This is a genomic window from Burkholderia sp. 10_S31 (assembly GCF_056930375.1).
In genome coordinates this window covers 557,005-570,831 of sequence record NZ_JBXOWK010000002.1, presented here as the reverse complement: position 1 = coordinate 570,831, position 13,827 = coordinate 557,005, and the positions used below count along the sequence as shown (strand labels likewise).

Genomic DNA, 13,827 nt, shown 5'->3' with positions numbered 1-13,827 from the left:
ATCGTGCCGGTCAGCGCGGCAACGCGGCAGGATCGTAGCGATTGCGCGGGTTCCACAGCATCCAGCCGTCCGTGCCGGCCGCGTCGGCGGCGTCGACCTGTGCGCGAATCTCGTCGGCGTCGAACGGCCGGTGATCGAACGCATAGTCGCGAAACGCCTGGAGCCACGGCCGAAACCGGACGCCGTCCAGTCCGGTCCGGCGCTTCGCCTCGGCCAGCGACCGCGAAACGATCTCGCCCGGATGTTCGGTCGGCTTCCGGCAGCCCGGCAGACCCCATGTGAAGCCGGATGGATACAGCATCGGCGACACATAGTCGACGACCGATCCGAGCGCGTCGAGTCGCTGCCCGATCGCGGTGTCGTCGGCGTTCCAGCAGACGTACCCGAAGATATCGGCCGACACGTAGAGGTTGTACGGCCGCAGCCGTTCGCGCGCGCCGGTCAGGAATCCGGTGATCGCCGCGACCCGGTTGGCCTCGGTATTGGGCTCGGCGAACCGGAGACCGTTGGCGTCGGGAAACCGCAGGTAGTCGAACTGGATTTCGTCGAAGCCCATCCGGGCAGCCTCTTCGGCGACGTCGTAATTGTGTTGCCACGCCGCACGCGAGGTCGGGTCGATCCAGCGCTGATGCTCGCGGTCCTGCCAGATCTCGCCGGCCGCATCGCGCACGGCCCACTCGGGGTGGGCCCGCGCCAGCGGATCGTCCTTGAACACGACGATGCGTGCAATCAGGTAAAGACCGCGCGCATGGAACGTCCGCAGCAGGTCCGTGAGATCGGGGGGATGAACGATTGCGCCCGACACGTTGTTCGCCGCCCCGGAGATTTCGCGCGCCAGGCTGCGATAGGGCGTCACGCCGCTGTCGCCCTTCACGTCGATCACCAGCGCGTTGACCGCGGTCGCGTCCTGCAACGACAGTGCGGCCTCGCGCAGCGTGCGATCCGCGACGCCGTAAGCGGACAGATAGACCGCTTTCGGGCGCACCGGTGTCATGCGGATCGTATGCGCGACGTCGGCCGGCGTCAGCGTGATTTCGGTTCGCGCATAGCCCGGCGCACGTACGCTCACGCGTGTACCCGCCGCGTCGAGTTCCAGTGAAAACGTGCCAGCGCGATCCGCGGTCCGGTTCACGCCCGGCGCGTGGCCGATCGCGCCGGCCAGCGGATGCCCGTTCGCGGCATCGACGACCGTGATCGTGACCGGCGCCGCCCGGGCGGCGACACCGGCGAGCAACACGAGCAGGCAGACGATCAAGCGCTCAATCACGGCGTCCTCCGGCGGTTCGCAGCAATCCGTTCATGCATCGTGTGTCGCAGGCATCCGTCATCAGATAGCGTGGCAGCGCCATGGCCGGGTCCGTGCGCCGCACGGGGTGCGCGTCGAGCGTGAACGCCGCGACGTAGCCTTCGTCAGCGGCCAGCTGGTCGGCCTGCGCATCATGGACGCCGAACGGCCAGGCCAGCAGCCTGACCGGCTGGCCGGTCTCGGATTCGAGCCGTTCGCGGGACCGGCGCAACTGGAACGACACGAAGCGCCGGTAGTCGTCCGGCGTCAGCCGGGCGCGCTCGGTGCGGAAATTCGGATGCCAGTACGTGTGCGACTCGATGTCGAACCCGCCGGCGCGTCCGAGTGCGCGCAACTGGTCCCACGTCATCGCATAGCTGGCGTTGGAGATGGCAGACGGATAGATGAACAGCGTGACCGGCACCGGATGCGTTGCCAGCAGCGGACGCAGCGCGTCGTAGACGGAGCGGTGACCGTCGTCGACGGTGATCGCGACCGCCCGCGCCGGCACCGCCTCCGTCTCGCCGCCATGCCAGCGCACGACGTCGGCGAGCGGCACGATGCGATAGCCGTTCGCCTCGATCGCCTGCAGCTGGTTGCGAAACGTTTCGGTGCGCACCGTCATCGAATCCAGGCGCGCCGCGGCGAACCGGTGGTAGACCAGGATCAGCACACGCGGCTGCGGTGGTGGAACGACGGTCGCGACGTCGGCGGACGAAACCGGCGGCATGCACGACAGCAGGAGCAGGCAGGCGATCAGGCGAAAGGCCATGGCGGTCCTCGTGGAAAGACTGCCCCATTTTTTGCGATCGCGGCGCGGATACCGCTGAGCCAGATCAACGATCGATCGCGCATCGACGAGATCGCGCACGCGTCGGGCCGCCTGCGCGTCAGCTTGCCTGCGCAACCAGTTCGGCGTGAATCCGCTCGACGTCGTCGCGCGTGCACAGCGCCGTGCCGGGATGCTCGACCGACGCAGCCGATGCGGCCAGCGCGTAGCGGCACGCATCGTCGAACGGCACGCCGCGCGCCAGCGCCCAGACCATGCCGCCGACGAAACTGTCGCCCGCCCCGACCGTGCTGCATACCGCGGCCGGCCTGCCGGGCAGGCGCAGCGTGCGATCGCGCGTGACGACCCATGCGCCGCGCGCGCCCAGCGTCAACGCGACGATGTCGGCCCGCCCCTGCTCCACGAGCTCGCTCGCCTTCCGGCATGCCGACGTGTCGTCGAGCGTTTCTCCGGCCAGCGCGCTCAATTCGCCGAGACTGGGCTTCACGAGATGAACGCCGGCCTCGAGGGCCGCCTGCAGCGCGCGGCCCGCCGCATCGACGACGACCCGGCTGCCCCTTGCGCGGGCCTCCCGCGCAAGCGTTGCATAGAAGTCGTCCGGCGCGCCGGGCGGCAGGCTGCCGCTCAACACGAGATAGCGCGGCACCGGTTGCAGCGCTTCGATGCGGGCCGCGCAGTCGCGCCACTCGGCCTGCGTGACCAGCGGACCCGGCATCAGGAAACGGTATTCGCGCCCGGTCGAGGTCTCGGTCACGCAGACGTTCTCGCGCGTCTCGCCGGCGATCGGGATTCGCACGCTCGGCAGGTGCTCGGCCTCGAGCAACCGGGTCAAGACGTCGCCGGTCGGCCCGCCGGCCAGGTACAGCGCGACGCAGTCGCCCCCGAGCCGGTGAATGGTCCGGGCGACGTTGATCCCGCCGCCGCCGGGGTCGCGCCGCGGCCGCGCGCAGCGCAGCTTGTGCGTGTCGACGATGCGCTCGACCGACGTCGCGACGTCGACGGCCGGATTCAATGTGACGGTAACGATATCGGTCATGGCACGTAGCTCGCAGTCGATGGCACGCGCGATCCGCCGGCTTGCGCGACGGACGCCGGCGCGGCGATGCCCGGCAACCGGGGCGTGCCGGCCGTGGCTCCACCTTACGTTCGACGCCGGTCGCGGCGTTGACGCCCGTCAAGCGATGCCGCGAAGGCGCCCGATTGCGCTCGATCAACGCCTCGACCAGGCAGGCTCTTACAGTGAATCATTCGTCGCCGCCGAGCCCCGCCATGGACGAGCAGCCGCTTTGCACCACCGTCTTCGCCGAGCGTTACGCGCAGCCCGGCGAAACGTCTCGCGCAGCCGTATTCCATCGCGTCGCCCATGCGCTGTCACTCGCCGAAGCGCCGGAGGTGCGCGCACAGTGCGAGCGCGCGTTCTTCCGGAATCTGCAGCGCGGCGCGATCGGCGCGGGCCGCATCCTCGCGAACGCCGGTGCGGATATCGGCGGGACGATGGTCAACTGCTTCGTCCATCCGCTCGCGATTGCGCCCGACACACCCGCACACGCCGTCGACGCGGCGCTCGCGCGGGCGCTCGACGAGGCACGGCTCACGCTGCTGATGGGCGGCGGAATCGGCTACGACTTCTCGCCGGTGCCGCCTGCCGATGCGTACGAGCGCCTCGCGTCGTCCGAACGAGGCGCGTGCTCCGCGATCGACCGCTTCGATGCGATGTGCCGGGCGCTGCCGTTCACCGGCCCGCGCCGGGGCGCACAGATGGCCGTGCTGCGCTGCGATCATCCGGACCTCGCGGCATTCGTCGCGGCCAAGCGCGGACGGTCGCGCTGGCCGACGTTCAACCTGTCGGTCGGCGTCACGGATGCGTTCATGGAAGCGGTCCAGCACGACCTGCCGTGGGCGCTCGTCCATCAGGCGCCGCCCCGTTGCGCATCCGGCACGCCGCCTCGGCGGCCGGACGGACGCTATCTTTACGCGACGATTCAGGCCCGTGCGCTCTGGCACGAGATCGTCGGCGCGGCGCGCGACAGCGCCGAACCGGGGCTGCTGTTCCTCGACACGATCCGCGACGCGAATCCGCTGCGCGAGCACGAACGGATCGACGCGACGAACCCGTGCGGCGAGCAGCCGCTGCCGCCCTACGGCAGCTGTGTGCTCGGGCCGATCGACCTGTCGCGGTTCGTGCTCCAGCCGTTCGGTGCCGAAGGCAGGCCGCGCTTCGATTTCGCGACGCTCGCCGACGCAGTGAGGATCCAGGTCCGCATGCTCGACGACGTGCTCGACCTGACCGCGTGGCCGCTCGCCGCGCACGAGCACGAAGCGCGGCGCACGCGGCGCATCGGGGTCGGCGTCACCGGGCTCGCCGACGCGCTGACGATGCTGCGGCTGCGTTACGACAGCGTCGAAGCGCGTGCGTTTGCGCGCGGGATCGTGATGACGATGCGCGAACATGCGTTTGCCGCATCGGCCGCGCTTGCCGCCGAGCGCGGCGTGTTTCCGGCCTACGATCCGGCCGCCTACCTGACCGGCCCCGCGTACCGCATGCTCCTGCCGCTGAAGGTGCATCACGCGATCGCGCGGCACGGGCTGCGCAACAGCCATCTGCTGTCGTTCGCGCCGGCCGGCAGCGTGAGCCTCGCGTTCTGCGACAACTGTTCGAACGGGATCGAGCCGGCCGTCGGCTGGACGCAGCGTCGCATGGTGCGCACCGCGGACGGACGGATCCGGCCGTTTCGTGTGGAGAATCACGCTTACCGGCTGTTTCGCGAGCTGCATGGCGACAGCGTCAGGCTGCCGGACTATTTCGTCACGGCGGCGGATATCGCACCGGCCGACCATGTCGCGATGCTCGCGGTGCTGCAGCCGTGCGTCGACGCGGGCATCTCGAAGACGGTGACGATGCCGGGCCAGTGTTCGCTCGCGCAGGTCGATGCGTTGTTCGTCCAGGCGTGGCGCGACGGTCTGAAGGGCATCACGGTCTTCCGGCCCGATCCGCAGCTCACCTCGGTCGTGACCGACGACGCGGCGCAAGCGCGGCGCGACGGCCCGGTCTGCATCGGCTGCTGACCGGCATCTTGCGATTCGGACCCGCCCCTGATTCCGCCGGTCACGCACACGCGATCGCTCGCATGGGCACCGGTTGCCGACGATGGCAGGCAGCAGGCGTTCAGCGCTGCTGGCGAGCGTCCGTTCGGACTTGAGACTTTGGACTTTGGACTTCAGGCAGAGGCGCCCGTGATCGTTTCCGTATCGGCATCCGTCGGCCGGCGCGTCTCGTCGGCATCGTCCGGCGGCGTGATGAGCGCCACCAGCAGGTCGTGATCGATCGATTCGTGCAGCAGCAGGCTGTGCGCGATCCGTTCGAGCGCATCGCGGTGCTCGCCGAGCGTCGCCGTGACCCGCGCATGCGCATCCTCGAGCAGCGCGCGCACCTCTTCGTCGATCAGTTGCGCGGTGTGCTCGCTGCAGCGGCCGTCGCCGGGCGTCCACACGCCGGGCGCGCCGCTCGGCTGCGCCGCGTCGTCGAAGGTCGCGAGCCCGATCTTCTCGCTCATCCCGTACTGCATGACCATGTGCCGCGCCAGCGCGGTCGCGCGTTCGAGATCGTTCTGCGCGCCCGTCGACGCGTCGCCGAACACGAGTTCTTCCGCGACGCGTCCGCCGAGCAGCACATCGAGCCGGTCGAGCAACTCGCTCCTGCGCAGCACGTAGCGATCCTCGGTCGGCACCTGCTGCGTATAGCCGAGGGCCGCGATCCCGCGCGGAATGATCGATACCTTCTTCACCGGATCGCAATGCGCACGGCTTTGCGCGACGAGCGCATGCCCCGACTCGTGGTACGCGATGGTCCGCTTCTCCTGCTCGTTCATCACGCGGCTCTTGCGCTCCATGCCGGTCATCGCGCGGTCGATGGCTTCGTCGAAATCGGCCATGCCGATCGCGGGCTTGCCGAGTTCGGCCGCATGCAGCGCGGCTTCGTTGACGACGTTCGCGAGATCGGCGCCGACGAAGCCCGGCGTGCGCTGCGCCAGCTCCGCGAGGTCGACTTCCGGCGCGAGCTTCACGCGCTTCGTATGCACGGCCAGGATCTGCTTGCGGCCGTTCAGGTCGGGCCGGTCGATCGCGATGTGCCGGTCGAAGCGCCCCGGGCGCAGCAACGCGGGATCGAGGATCTCCGGCCGGTTGGTCGCGGCCATGATGATGACGCCCGAATTGGCCTGGAAGCCGTCCATCTCGACGAGCAGCTGGTTGAGCGTCTGCTCGCGCTCGTCGTTGCCCGACATCAGGCCGACCCCGCGCGCCTTGCCGAGCGCATCGAGCTCGTCGATGAACACGATGCACGGCGCGCTCTGCTGGGCCTGCTCGAAGAGATCGCGCACGCGCGCGGCACCGACGCCGACGAACATCTCGACGAACGCCGAGCCGCTGATCGTGAAGAACGGCACCGCGGCCTCGCCTGCCACCGCGCGTGCCAGCAGCGTCTTGCCGGTGCCGGGCGCGCCGACGATCAGCACGCCCTTCGGGATCTTGCCGCCGAGCCGCTGATAGCGTTCGGGATTGCGCAGGAACGCGACGATCTGCTGCAACTCGGCCTTCGCCTCGTCGATGCCCGCGATGTCGTCGAACGTGATGCCGGTTTCCTTCTGCATGTACACGCGGGCCCGGCTTTTTCCCATGCCGCTCAGATCCCGCATGCCGCCCGGCCTGCGCATCATGAAACTCCAGATCACGACGAAGCCGATCAACGGGAAGATCCATGTCGCGAGCGTCCCGATCCAGCCTGTATCCGTCGCGCCACGGTAGCGAATCCCGGCAGTCGTCAGCGCGGGAACCAGGCCTTCGTCGCTCACCCGGTTCGTCGTGAAGCGCCACGGCGCTCCGGCCTTCTTCACCTCGGCCGCGTCGGACGCGGCCAGCGCCGCGCCGGCTTGCGGCATGCGCAGCGTGCCCGAGATCGACGACTGGCCGATCTCGAGATCGTCGACGAGCCGTGCGTCCACCAGATGATGAAAATCACTGTAGGAAATCGACGTCGCGGCCGGCTGATACATCAGCAACTGAATCGCCACCAGCACGGCGAACGCGATCGGGATCAGCAGCCCGGTGTAGTCGAATGATTTTTTCATGGGATCGAACCTGCCCGGCAGGCAACCGTCCGCTCACGCGGCGTCGCGCTTCCAGTACGCTCGCAGCATGTCTTCGCCGTCGCCATAGTGGATGGAGAGATCGCCGTGATGCGCGTGCAGCAATGCTTCCGCCAGGCGCCGGACCATGTGCGTGCCCGTCGTGCGGACGACGAGCGTATCGGCGGACTTCTCGATTTCCATGATGCGTTCGAGCGCGTGCTCGCTCGTCTCCAGATCGGCCTGGTGCTCGAGCAGCGCGAGAATCGTCGACCGGTGCGCGCGCAGGTACGCGCCGCGCAACACCAGCTCGCCCGCCGGCACGTTTTCCCGCATGCGCTTGCAGGCCGGGCATTCGAGCTGACGCCGATCCAGCGGCGTCGCATACCACGTCCAGCGGCCCGCGTCGCAGACGGCGCCGCAGCCTTCGCAGATCCGGTCGCCCCCGGGGCGCTTCGGTTCGCGGTAACTGTCCTTCGTATGCGGCTGCATGCGCTTGTCGCGGCGCAGGGTGTTTCGGCCGGGGCCGGTATGCGAACGGTTCATGTCTGCTTCTCCTGGTAGTGGACAGCACGGGCAAGCCGGTCAGGCAACGGTCAGCCGGTCGACGACCTCCCGGACCCCTCGCACCGACCCGGCCGCGCCGCACGCGGCGCGTCGTTCGGCGAGCGACGCGACCGTGCCCGTCAACGTGACGATGCCGTCGGCCGCTTCGATCGAAATTCCCGCGGATTCACGCTGTGCGCGACGCGCCAGCGCTTCGGCGATCCGTGCGCCGACGTCCGGCACCGTGTGGTCCGTACGCACCTGGATGCGGTTCGCCACGCCGACGACGCCGATCATCCGGCTCACCATGGCCTCCGCCGCGCGGCTCTGGAACGCATGGTCGACCTCGCCGTCGAGCGTCACGCAGCCGTGATCGACCTCGACGCGAATCTTGTGATCGCGCAACGCTTCCTGCCAGCCGAGCGCGAACGTAATCGCGATCGCCAGTTCCTGGTCCGCGCACGCGTTCTCCGGCGGGGTGACGTTCAGCTCGAGCACCAGCGCGCGTGCCCCGGCGACATGCAGCGCCGTTTTCTGCGCCTCGAGCTTCTGCGCCCAGCTGTCGACCGTGCCGCGCAACGTGACGATCCGGTCACGAACGTCGACGTCGATCCGGCGCGCGTCGATCGCCGGATTCCAGAACAGCGCCTGCTCGACATCCTGCTTGAGTGCTGCGTCTGACTTCATGTCGGTCTCCCGTCGGCCGGCGCCGATCGCGAAACCTGCGATCGGATGCGTGCCGCACTGCAGCCAGCATCGCGCACGGCGGCGCCGGCGGCTTGACGAGGATCAATCAACGGCGGTCCTGAACAAATCGTCGGCGTCCGTCATCAATATCGGTGCGAAAGTTGCGAAATGATCGTGCTGCTCGACGAGCAGATTCGCCTGACGCACACGCAGGTGACGGCCGGCGCGACGGTCGCGTTCTACGTCGCGCTCGGCGGCGGCTGGGGCGACGCCGGCTGACGAGCGTGATGCACGGGCATTCGGCCCGATTCAGTGCGATTCAGTCCGTTCGGGTGACGACGTCGGGCCGCTGCCACGGCGGCAGTTCGGCCCAGCCGAGCGGCCCGTACACGGTGCCGCCGGCGGCCTCGATCGTTTCGACGAACGCGGCGAGCGTCGTCCCGGCTGGAACGGTCAGCGTCATCGCATCGATGAAATCCTCGCTGCGCAGCCATGGCGCCGCGCCGTGGTTGATCTGCTGGACGCTCCATGCGTGACCGTGCCGCCCGGCCTCGGGCGGCAGCAGGCGCGGCGCATCGAACGCAACCCGCAGCAACTGCGCGCGCGAATCGCTGTACGGCGGCTTCGCGGCGTTCTGGTAGGGCACGTCCGCCCAACTCTCGCCGCATTGCTCGTCGAGCGGCAAGCAGGTAAACCACGCCCATGGCGAGCGCACGAAGCACAGCCGGTAAAGGCGCCCGGCGCCGTCCAGATTGGCGATCAGCGTCATGATGGATTCGTCCCGAAAGGCCCGAGTGATGCCCCGAGTGATGCCGTTACGCAGCGCGCACGGCATGCGCGGATAACGGGGTCATGACATCGGCATCGCATGCGCGCACAGGGTCACTATCCTGCCGCCGCCGGCGTCGAGGGTTGATCGTCGTCAAACGGCGCGAGCGGCGTGCCGCCCCGCCCCGGCAACTTGCCCGGCCGGCCACGGAATCCCGCAATTGCTGATTTCGGTCAACCGTCGCGCGCGCATTCGCGCTGTAATCGCCTTACCGTTCCATCGACTCCCGGCGAGGCGATCCATGAAACTGACTTTTCTCGGCGCGACCGAAACCGTGACCGGCTCGAAGTATCTGGTCGAGCACGGCGGCCGGCGCGTGCTGGTCGATTGCGGCCTGTTCCAGGGCACGAAGAACCTGCGGCTGCGCAACTGGCGAGCGCTGCCGCTCGCGCCCGACACGCTGGACGCGGTCGTGCTCACGCACGCGCATATCGATCACAGCGGCTATCTTCCGGTGCTGGTGCGCGAAGGGTATCGCGGGCCGGTGTACTGCACGGCGGCCACGGCCGAACTCTGCGACATCATGCTGCGCGACAGCGCGCGGCTGCAGGAAGAGGAAGCCGACTTCGCGAACCGGCACGGCTACTCGAAGCATCATCCGGCGCAACCGCTGTACACGCTGGACGACGCGCAGCGCGCGCTGCGCCTGCTGAAACCCGTCGCGTTCGACGAATGCACGTCGCTTGGCGGCGGCCTGTCGTTCCGCCTGCTGCCGGCCGGACATATCCTGGGCGCGGCGAGCGTCGTGATGCACTGGGACCACAAGGTGCTCGCGTTCTCGGGCGACCTCGGCCGCTATCACGATCCGATCATGCAGCCGCCGCGGCCACCCGCGCATGCGGACTACCTGGTGGTCGAATCGACGTACGGCGACCGGCTGCACCCGACGTCGGATCCCGAGAACGAGCTGGCCGCGCTGTTCGACAAGACCTTCGCGCGCGGCGGGGTCGTCGTGATGCCGTGCTTCACCGTCGGCCGCGCGCAGGAGATCCTGCACTACATCGCGCGGCTGAAGGCGTCCGGCCGCATGGCGCGCGTCCCGGTGTTCCTCGACAGCCCGATGGCGACGGACGTGACCGAGCTCTATCGCCACCATATCCTCGAACACCGGCTGACCGTGTCCGACGCGAACGCGCTCGGCCACGCGGCGACGATGATCCGCTCGGTCGAGCAGTCGAAGGCGATTGCCGAACACCACGGCCCGATGGTCATCATCGCCGGCAGCGGGATGGCAACGGGCGGGCGCGTGCTGCATCACCTGGCCCGCTATGCGCCCGATGCGCGCAACACGATCGCGCTGGTCGGCTACCAGGCCGTCGGCACGCGCGGCGCGGCGCTGGCCGCGCACGAGCCGACGGTAAAGATTCACGGCGAATACGTCCGCGTGCGCGCGCAGGTCGAGTCGATCACGACGCTGTCGGCCCATGCCGACTACGAAGAGATCCTCAAGTGGCTCGGCACGATGCAGTGCGCGCCCGTGCAGACCTTCATCACGCATGGCGAACCCGCTGCCGCGGATGCGCTGCGCCGGCGTATCTCGGAAACCCTGCACTGGCCGTGCGAGGTGCCGATCTACGAGCAATGCGTCGATCTGGACAAAGTCGAAGACGAAGCCGGCGGCGCGCAGGAACCCGCCGCGCTGTCGTCGTGACTCACGGCGATGCCGGTGGATCGCTGAACGCGCATGACGGGAAACCGGTGCAGCCACCGGCTCCCGTCACGCTTTGCGTGGCAATCAGCCCACTTCGATAATCACCTTCAATGCATGGGTTTGCGCGGCGCGCCCGAACGTGTCGTACGCGTGCTCCACCTCGTCGAGCGAGAACCGGTGCGTGATCAGGCGCTTCGGATCGAGGCGCCCGGCGCGCACGGTCTTCAGCAGCATCGGCGTGCTGACCGTGTCGACGAGCCGCGTCGTGATCGAGATGTTGCGATCCCACAGCTTCTCCAGGTGCAGGTCCGCCTTGACGCCATGCACGCCGACGTTGGCGACGACCCCGCCGGGCGCCACGAGCGACGTGCACATCTCGAACGTCGCCGGAATGCCGACCGCTTCGATCGCGCAATCCACGCCGACGCCGTCGGTCAGCTTCATCACTTCCACCACCGGGTCGCCGGTGCGGCCGTCGAAGCAGTCGGTCGCGCCGAAGCGGCGTGCGATCTCGAGGCGGTTGCCGTCCGGGTCGATCATGATGATCCGCGCCGGCGAATAGAACTGCGCGGTCAGCAACGCGGCCAGCCCGATCGGCCCTGCGCCGACGATCGCGACCGAGCAGCCCGGCTGCACCCGGCCGTTGAGCACGCCGCATTCGAATCCGGTCGGCAGGATGTCGGACAGCATCACGAGCGCGTCCTCGTCCGCGCCTGCCGGAATCCGGTACAGGCTGGTCTGCGCGTGCGGGATGCGCACGTACTCGGCCTGCGTGCCGTCGATCCGGTTGCCGAGAATCCAGCCGCCCGTCGTGCAATGCGAATACAGCCCGCGGCGGCAATACTCGCAGCGGCCGCACGACGAGATGCAGGAAATCAGCACGTGATCGCCCGGCTTCAGCGAATCGACCGCGGCACCGACCTGCTCGACGACGCCCACGCCTTCGTGGCCGAGAATGCGGCCCGGTTCGCAGGTCGGCACGTCGCCCTTGAGGATGTGCAGATCGGTGCCGCAGATCGTCGTGCGCGTCACGCGGACGATCGCGTCGGTGGGCGACTGCAGTTCCGGCCTGGGCCGCTGTTCGAGCGTCTTGCGCCCGGGTCCGTGGTAAACGAGTGCTTTCATCTCGGTTCCTCCGTTGAGGGGCAATCGTCCTTTTCGTGCATGTATGGCGGTTTCGCGCTAAATTTCTTTACGAATCAATTGCTTGTCAAGATTCTGATTTCGCAAAACCGCGTCCTTCGGATGTGAAATCTGGCGCTTCAGCGTGATGTACCCGCCAAGACACAATCGTGCCCGATAGTCAGCCAGCGGCAGTTGGGCGTCGACCAGCGCCGTCAGTTCCGGCGGCTCCTAGTCCGCGAAGAAGGTAAGTGCAATTTCCTACATGAGCCCTGAGGTTATCGAAATATTCGCGCCTATCCACAAATCGATATAAACCGCCTGCTGCTCAGTTCCGTGCGGCAAACGCCTGATAGAACTGCCTGGCTCGCTGCACCTCGTCGCTATGCAAGTAGGTCGACGTCGTTGAGATCGATGCATGGCGCAGGTTGTCGCGCACCATGACCAGCTCGGCGCCCCGCGCCAGCGCGTGCGAGGCGTGCGTATGGCGCATCCAATGCGGGCTGGCTCGGCGCAACTTCTCCGCCGTCGCGGGCCGCTCGTCCTGGATCGCATCGGCGACCAGAACGAAGAACCGCCTCAGCACGCGCCAAAGCCGCGTGCTTTCGATGCCTGCGCCGTCCTCGTCGAGACTCGCGACGAGCGGCGTCGCCGGGTTCCAGCGCTCCGGCGTGACCGGCAGGCCCCGCTGTACGAGAGACTGGTCGAGTGCCGTGCGTGCAAGCGGTGGCAGCGCCACTTTTCCGCGCTTGCCGCCCTTGCCCAGCACGTGTAGCCAATGATCCCCGTGTTCGTCCCGGCGTATATCGGCGAGCGTCGCGCTGACCAGCTCGCTCGCGCGCAAGCCGGTTGCATAACCGAAGTCCATACAGAAACCGCACGCGCTGGGCGGCCGGCACGCTCCAGCCGTAGGACCATTCGAGGCCGTCGGCAACAGTGCGGATCAGCAGCCACTCGCCCTCGGAGAAACCGCGCGACACGTCCAGTCCCGCGCGCGGCGCGTGGCTCTTGACCTTGACGCCGGTGAACGGATTCGCCAGCACGTAGCGCTGCTCGATCAGCCAGCGAAATAGCGCCGACAGGACATTCAGTGCATACGCCGCCGATCGGGGCGCGAGTGCGCCGATGAACGGTCGCCATTCGACACTGCGCCGTGGCCGCGACGGCCCGACCCAGCGCTCGCGCGGCGTGGGCCGACCCTCTTATTGTCCTCCACTACCTTCTTGAATGCCCTGGAAACAAATACTGTCGAAGGTTTCTCTTTGAGCCTGAATATGTTAGCTCCTTGCACGCGATTTCCAGAAGGACAATCTTATTGAATACCGTAGCAGTCGGATAAACCTTGAATTTAGACGACTCCAAGTCCACAGCGCCTTCAAGCACGGTGACCACATGAAATCCATGAATACCTTGGGTCGGCGCATCGACAAGCAACACCTCACCATTGTTCCTAAGGAGAGGTTCAAGAACTTCAAGAGCTTTCGAACTAAACATCAAAAACGGCGACAGCATGGTTTGGACATCGCTATCCTTCATTTTTCGAGGAATGCCCCAGGATAGCTTAATCACATCGTAACTTGGCCCAAACTGCTGACCACTATGGGCAGTAGCCTGGATCGCGATGCTCTTGTCGTGGGGAATCTCCCCACTCTCATCGACTTGAACTAACGCTTGATACGAATCAGCTTGCCTCAAACCATAAATTCCATTCATATGCATACTCAGAAATGCAGCTCGTCGCCGACAGGGAAACACATCTGCAAGCCAAAGACGTGGAAACTGTCGCCGTTTGGC

Annotated in this window: 10 protein-coding genes and 2 pseudogenes; 2 read left to right on the top strand and 10 right to left on the bottom strand. The window is 67.4% G+C overall.

Translation table 11 applies throughout. The features are described from left to right. Positions 1 to 10 precede the first annotated feature (10 nt). From AC1Z3W_RS17215 to AC1Z3W_RS17205, 3 genes are all read right to left on the bottom strand, one after another. The gene (locus tag AC1Z3W_RS17215; protein WP_175825160.1) at positions 11 to 1,267 is read right to left on the bottom strand and encodes a putative glycoside hydrolase; all 1,257 of its coding nucleotides are present in this window, start codon (positions 1,265 to 1,267) and stop codon (positions 11 to 13) included. Further along, positions 1,260 to 2,057 (bottom strand): polysaccharide deacetylase family protein, encoded by a 798-nt coding sequence (locus AC1Z3W_RS17210; RefSeq protein ID WP_483508327.1) that lies wholly within the window; start codon positions 2,055 to 2,057, stop codon positions 1,260 to 1,262. The genes AC1Z3W_RS17215 and AC1Z3W_RS17210 overlap by 8 nt, the downstream gene beginning before the upstream one ends. 118 nt (positions 2,058 to 2,175) lie before the next feature. Further along, positions 2,176 to 3,111, bottom strand: coding sequence for a 1-phosphofructokinase family hexose kinase (locus tag AC1Z3W_RS17205; protein ID WP_483508079.1), 936 nt, complete (start codon positions 3,109 to 3,111; stop codon positions 2,176 to 2,178). 233 nt (positions 3,112 to 3,344) lie between these two features. On the opposite strand from AC1Z3W_RS17205, the gene AC1Z3W_RS17200 reads away from it, so the two are divergent. Further along, positions 3,345 to 5,141: an adenosylcobalamin-dependent ribonucleoside-diphosphate reductase gene (locus AC1Z3W_RS17200; RefSeq protein WP_483508078.1), complete on the top strand. Its 1,797-nt coding sequence runs from the start codon at positions 3,345 to 3,347 to the stop codon at positions 5,139 to 5,141. Between the two features lie 152 nt (positions 5,142 to 5,293). Here the strand turns inward: AC1Z3W_RS17200 and ftsH are convergent, their stop codons facing one another. From ftsH to AC1Z3W_RS17180, 4 genes are all read right to left on the bottom strand, one after another. Continuing rightward, a complete protein-coding gene (ftsH, locus tag AC1Z3W_RS17195; protein WP_483508077.1) occupies positions 5,294 to 7,201 on the bottom strand; it encodes an ATP-dependent zinc metalloprotease FtsH in 1,908 nt (635 codons plus the stop codon). Between the two features lie 33 nt (positions 7,202 to 7,234). Beyond that, entirely contained in the window at positions 7,235 to 7,744 is a 510-nt protein-coding gene (locus AC1Z3W_RS17190) for a BCAM0308 family protein (RefSeq protein ID WP_057926942.1), read from the bottom strand. Positions 7,745 to 7,783: 39 nt separating this feature from the next. Next, entirely contained in the window at positions 7,784 to 8,431 is a 648-nt protein-coding gene (locus tag AC1Z3W_RS17185) for a BON domain-containing protein (protein WP_057926943.1), read from the bottom strand. 319 nt (positions 8,432 to 8,750) lie between these two features. After that, complete coding sequence (locus tag AC1Z3W_RS17180; RefSeq protein ID WP_483508076.1) at positions 8,751 to 9,200, bottom strand: hypothetical protein; 450 nt, start codon at positions 9,198 to 9,200, stop codon at positions 8,751 to 8,753. 301 nt (positions 9,201 to 9,501) lie between these two features. On the opposite strand from AC1Z3W_RS17180, the gene AC1Z3W_RS17175 reads away from it, so the two are divergent. After that, the gene (locus tag AC1Z3W_RS17175) at positions 9,502 to 10,911 is read left to right on the top strand and encodes an MBL fold metallo-hydrolase RNA specificity domain-containing protein (protein WP_057926945.1); all 1,410 of its coding nucleotides are present in this window, start codon (positions 9,502 to 9,504) and stop codon (positions 10,909 to 10,911) included. Positions 10,912 to 10,995: 84 nt separating this feature from the next. Here AC1Z3W_RS17175 and AC1Z3W_RS17170 read toward each other — a convergent pair whose 3' ends face one another. The 3 genes and pseudogenes from AC1Z3W_RS17170 to AC1Z3W_RS17160 form a co-directional block, all read right to left on the bottom strand. Next, positions 10,996 to 12,036 (bottom strand): zinc-dependent alcohol dehydrogenase family protein, encoded by a 1,041-nt coding sequence (locus AC1Z3W_RS17170; RefSeq protein ID WP_483508075.1) that lies wholly within the window; start codon positions 12,034 to 12,036, stop codon positions 10,996 to 10,998. A 325-nt stretch (positions 12,037 to 12,361) separates the two neighbouring features. Next, positions 12,362 to 13,226: pseudogene (locus AC1Z3W_RS17165) on the bottom strand (tyrosine-type recombinase/integrase); the annotation flags it as partial. Between the two features lie 47 nt (positions 13,227 to 13,273). Next, positions 13,274 to 13,324 (bottom strand): annotated as a pseudogene (locus tag AC1Z3W_RS17160) (hypothetical protein); the annotation flags it as partial. Positions 13,325 to 13,827 lie beyond the last annotated feature (503 nt).

Excerpts from the sequence above, each read along its gene's own strand:
- AC1Z3W_RS17170 (WP_483508075.1), bottom strand. The coding sequence starts at position 12,036 with ATGAAAGCACTCGTTTACCACGGACCCGGGCGCAAGACGCTCGAACAG.
- AC1Z3W_RS17190 (WP_057926942.1), bottom strand. The coding sequence starts at position 7,744 with ATGAACCGTTCGCATACCGGCCCCGGCCGAAACACCCTGCGCCGCGAC.
- AC1Z3W_RS17185 (WP_057926943.1), bottom strand. The coding sequence starts at position 8,431 with ATGAAGTCAGACGCAGCACTCAAGCAGGATGTCGAGCAGGCGCTGTTC.
- ftsH (WP_483508077.1), bottom strand. The coding sequence starts at position 7,201 with ATGAAAAAATCATTCGACTACACCGGGCTGCTGATCCCGATCGCGTTC.
- AC1Z3W_RS17205 (WP_483508079.1), bottom strand. The coding sequence starts at position 3,111 with ATGACCGATATCGTTACCGTCACATTGAATCCGGCCGTCGACGTCGCG.
- AC1Z3W_RS17180 (WP_483508076.1), bottom strand. The coding sequence starts at position 9,200 with ATGACGCTGATCGCCAATCTGGACGGCGCCGGGCGCCTTTACCGGCTG.
- AC1Z3W_RS17175 (WP_057926945.1), top strand. The coding sequence starts at position 9,502 with ATGAAACTGACTTTTCTCGGCGCGACCGAAACCGTGACCGGCTCGAAG.
- AC1Z3W_RS17210 (WP_483508327.1), bottom strand. The coding sequence starts at position 2,057 with ATGGCCTTTCGCCTGATCGCCTGCCTGCTCCTGCTGTCGTGCATGCCG.
- AC1Z3W_RS17200 (WP_483508078.1), top strand. The coding sequence starts at position 3,345 with ATGGACGAGCAGCCGCTTTGCACCACCGTCTTCGCCGAGCGTTACGCG.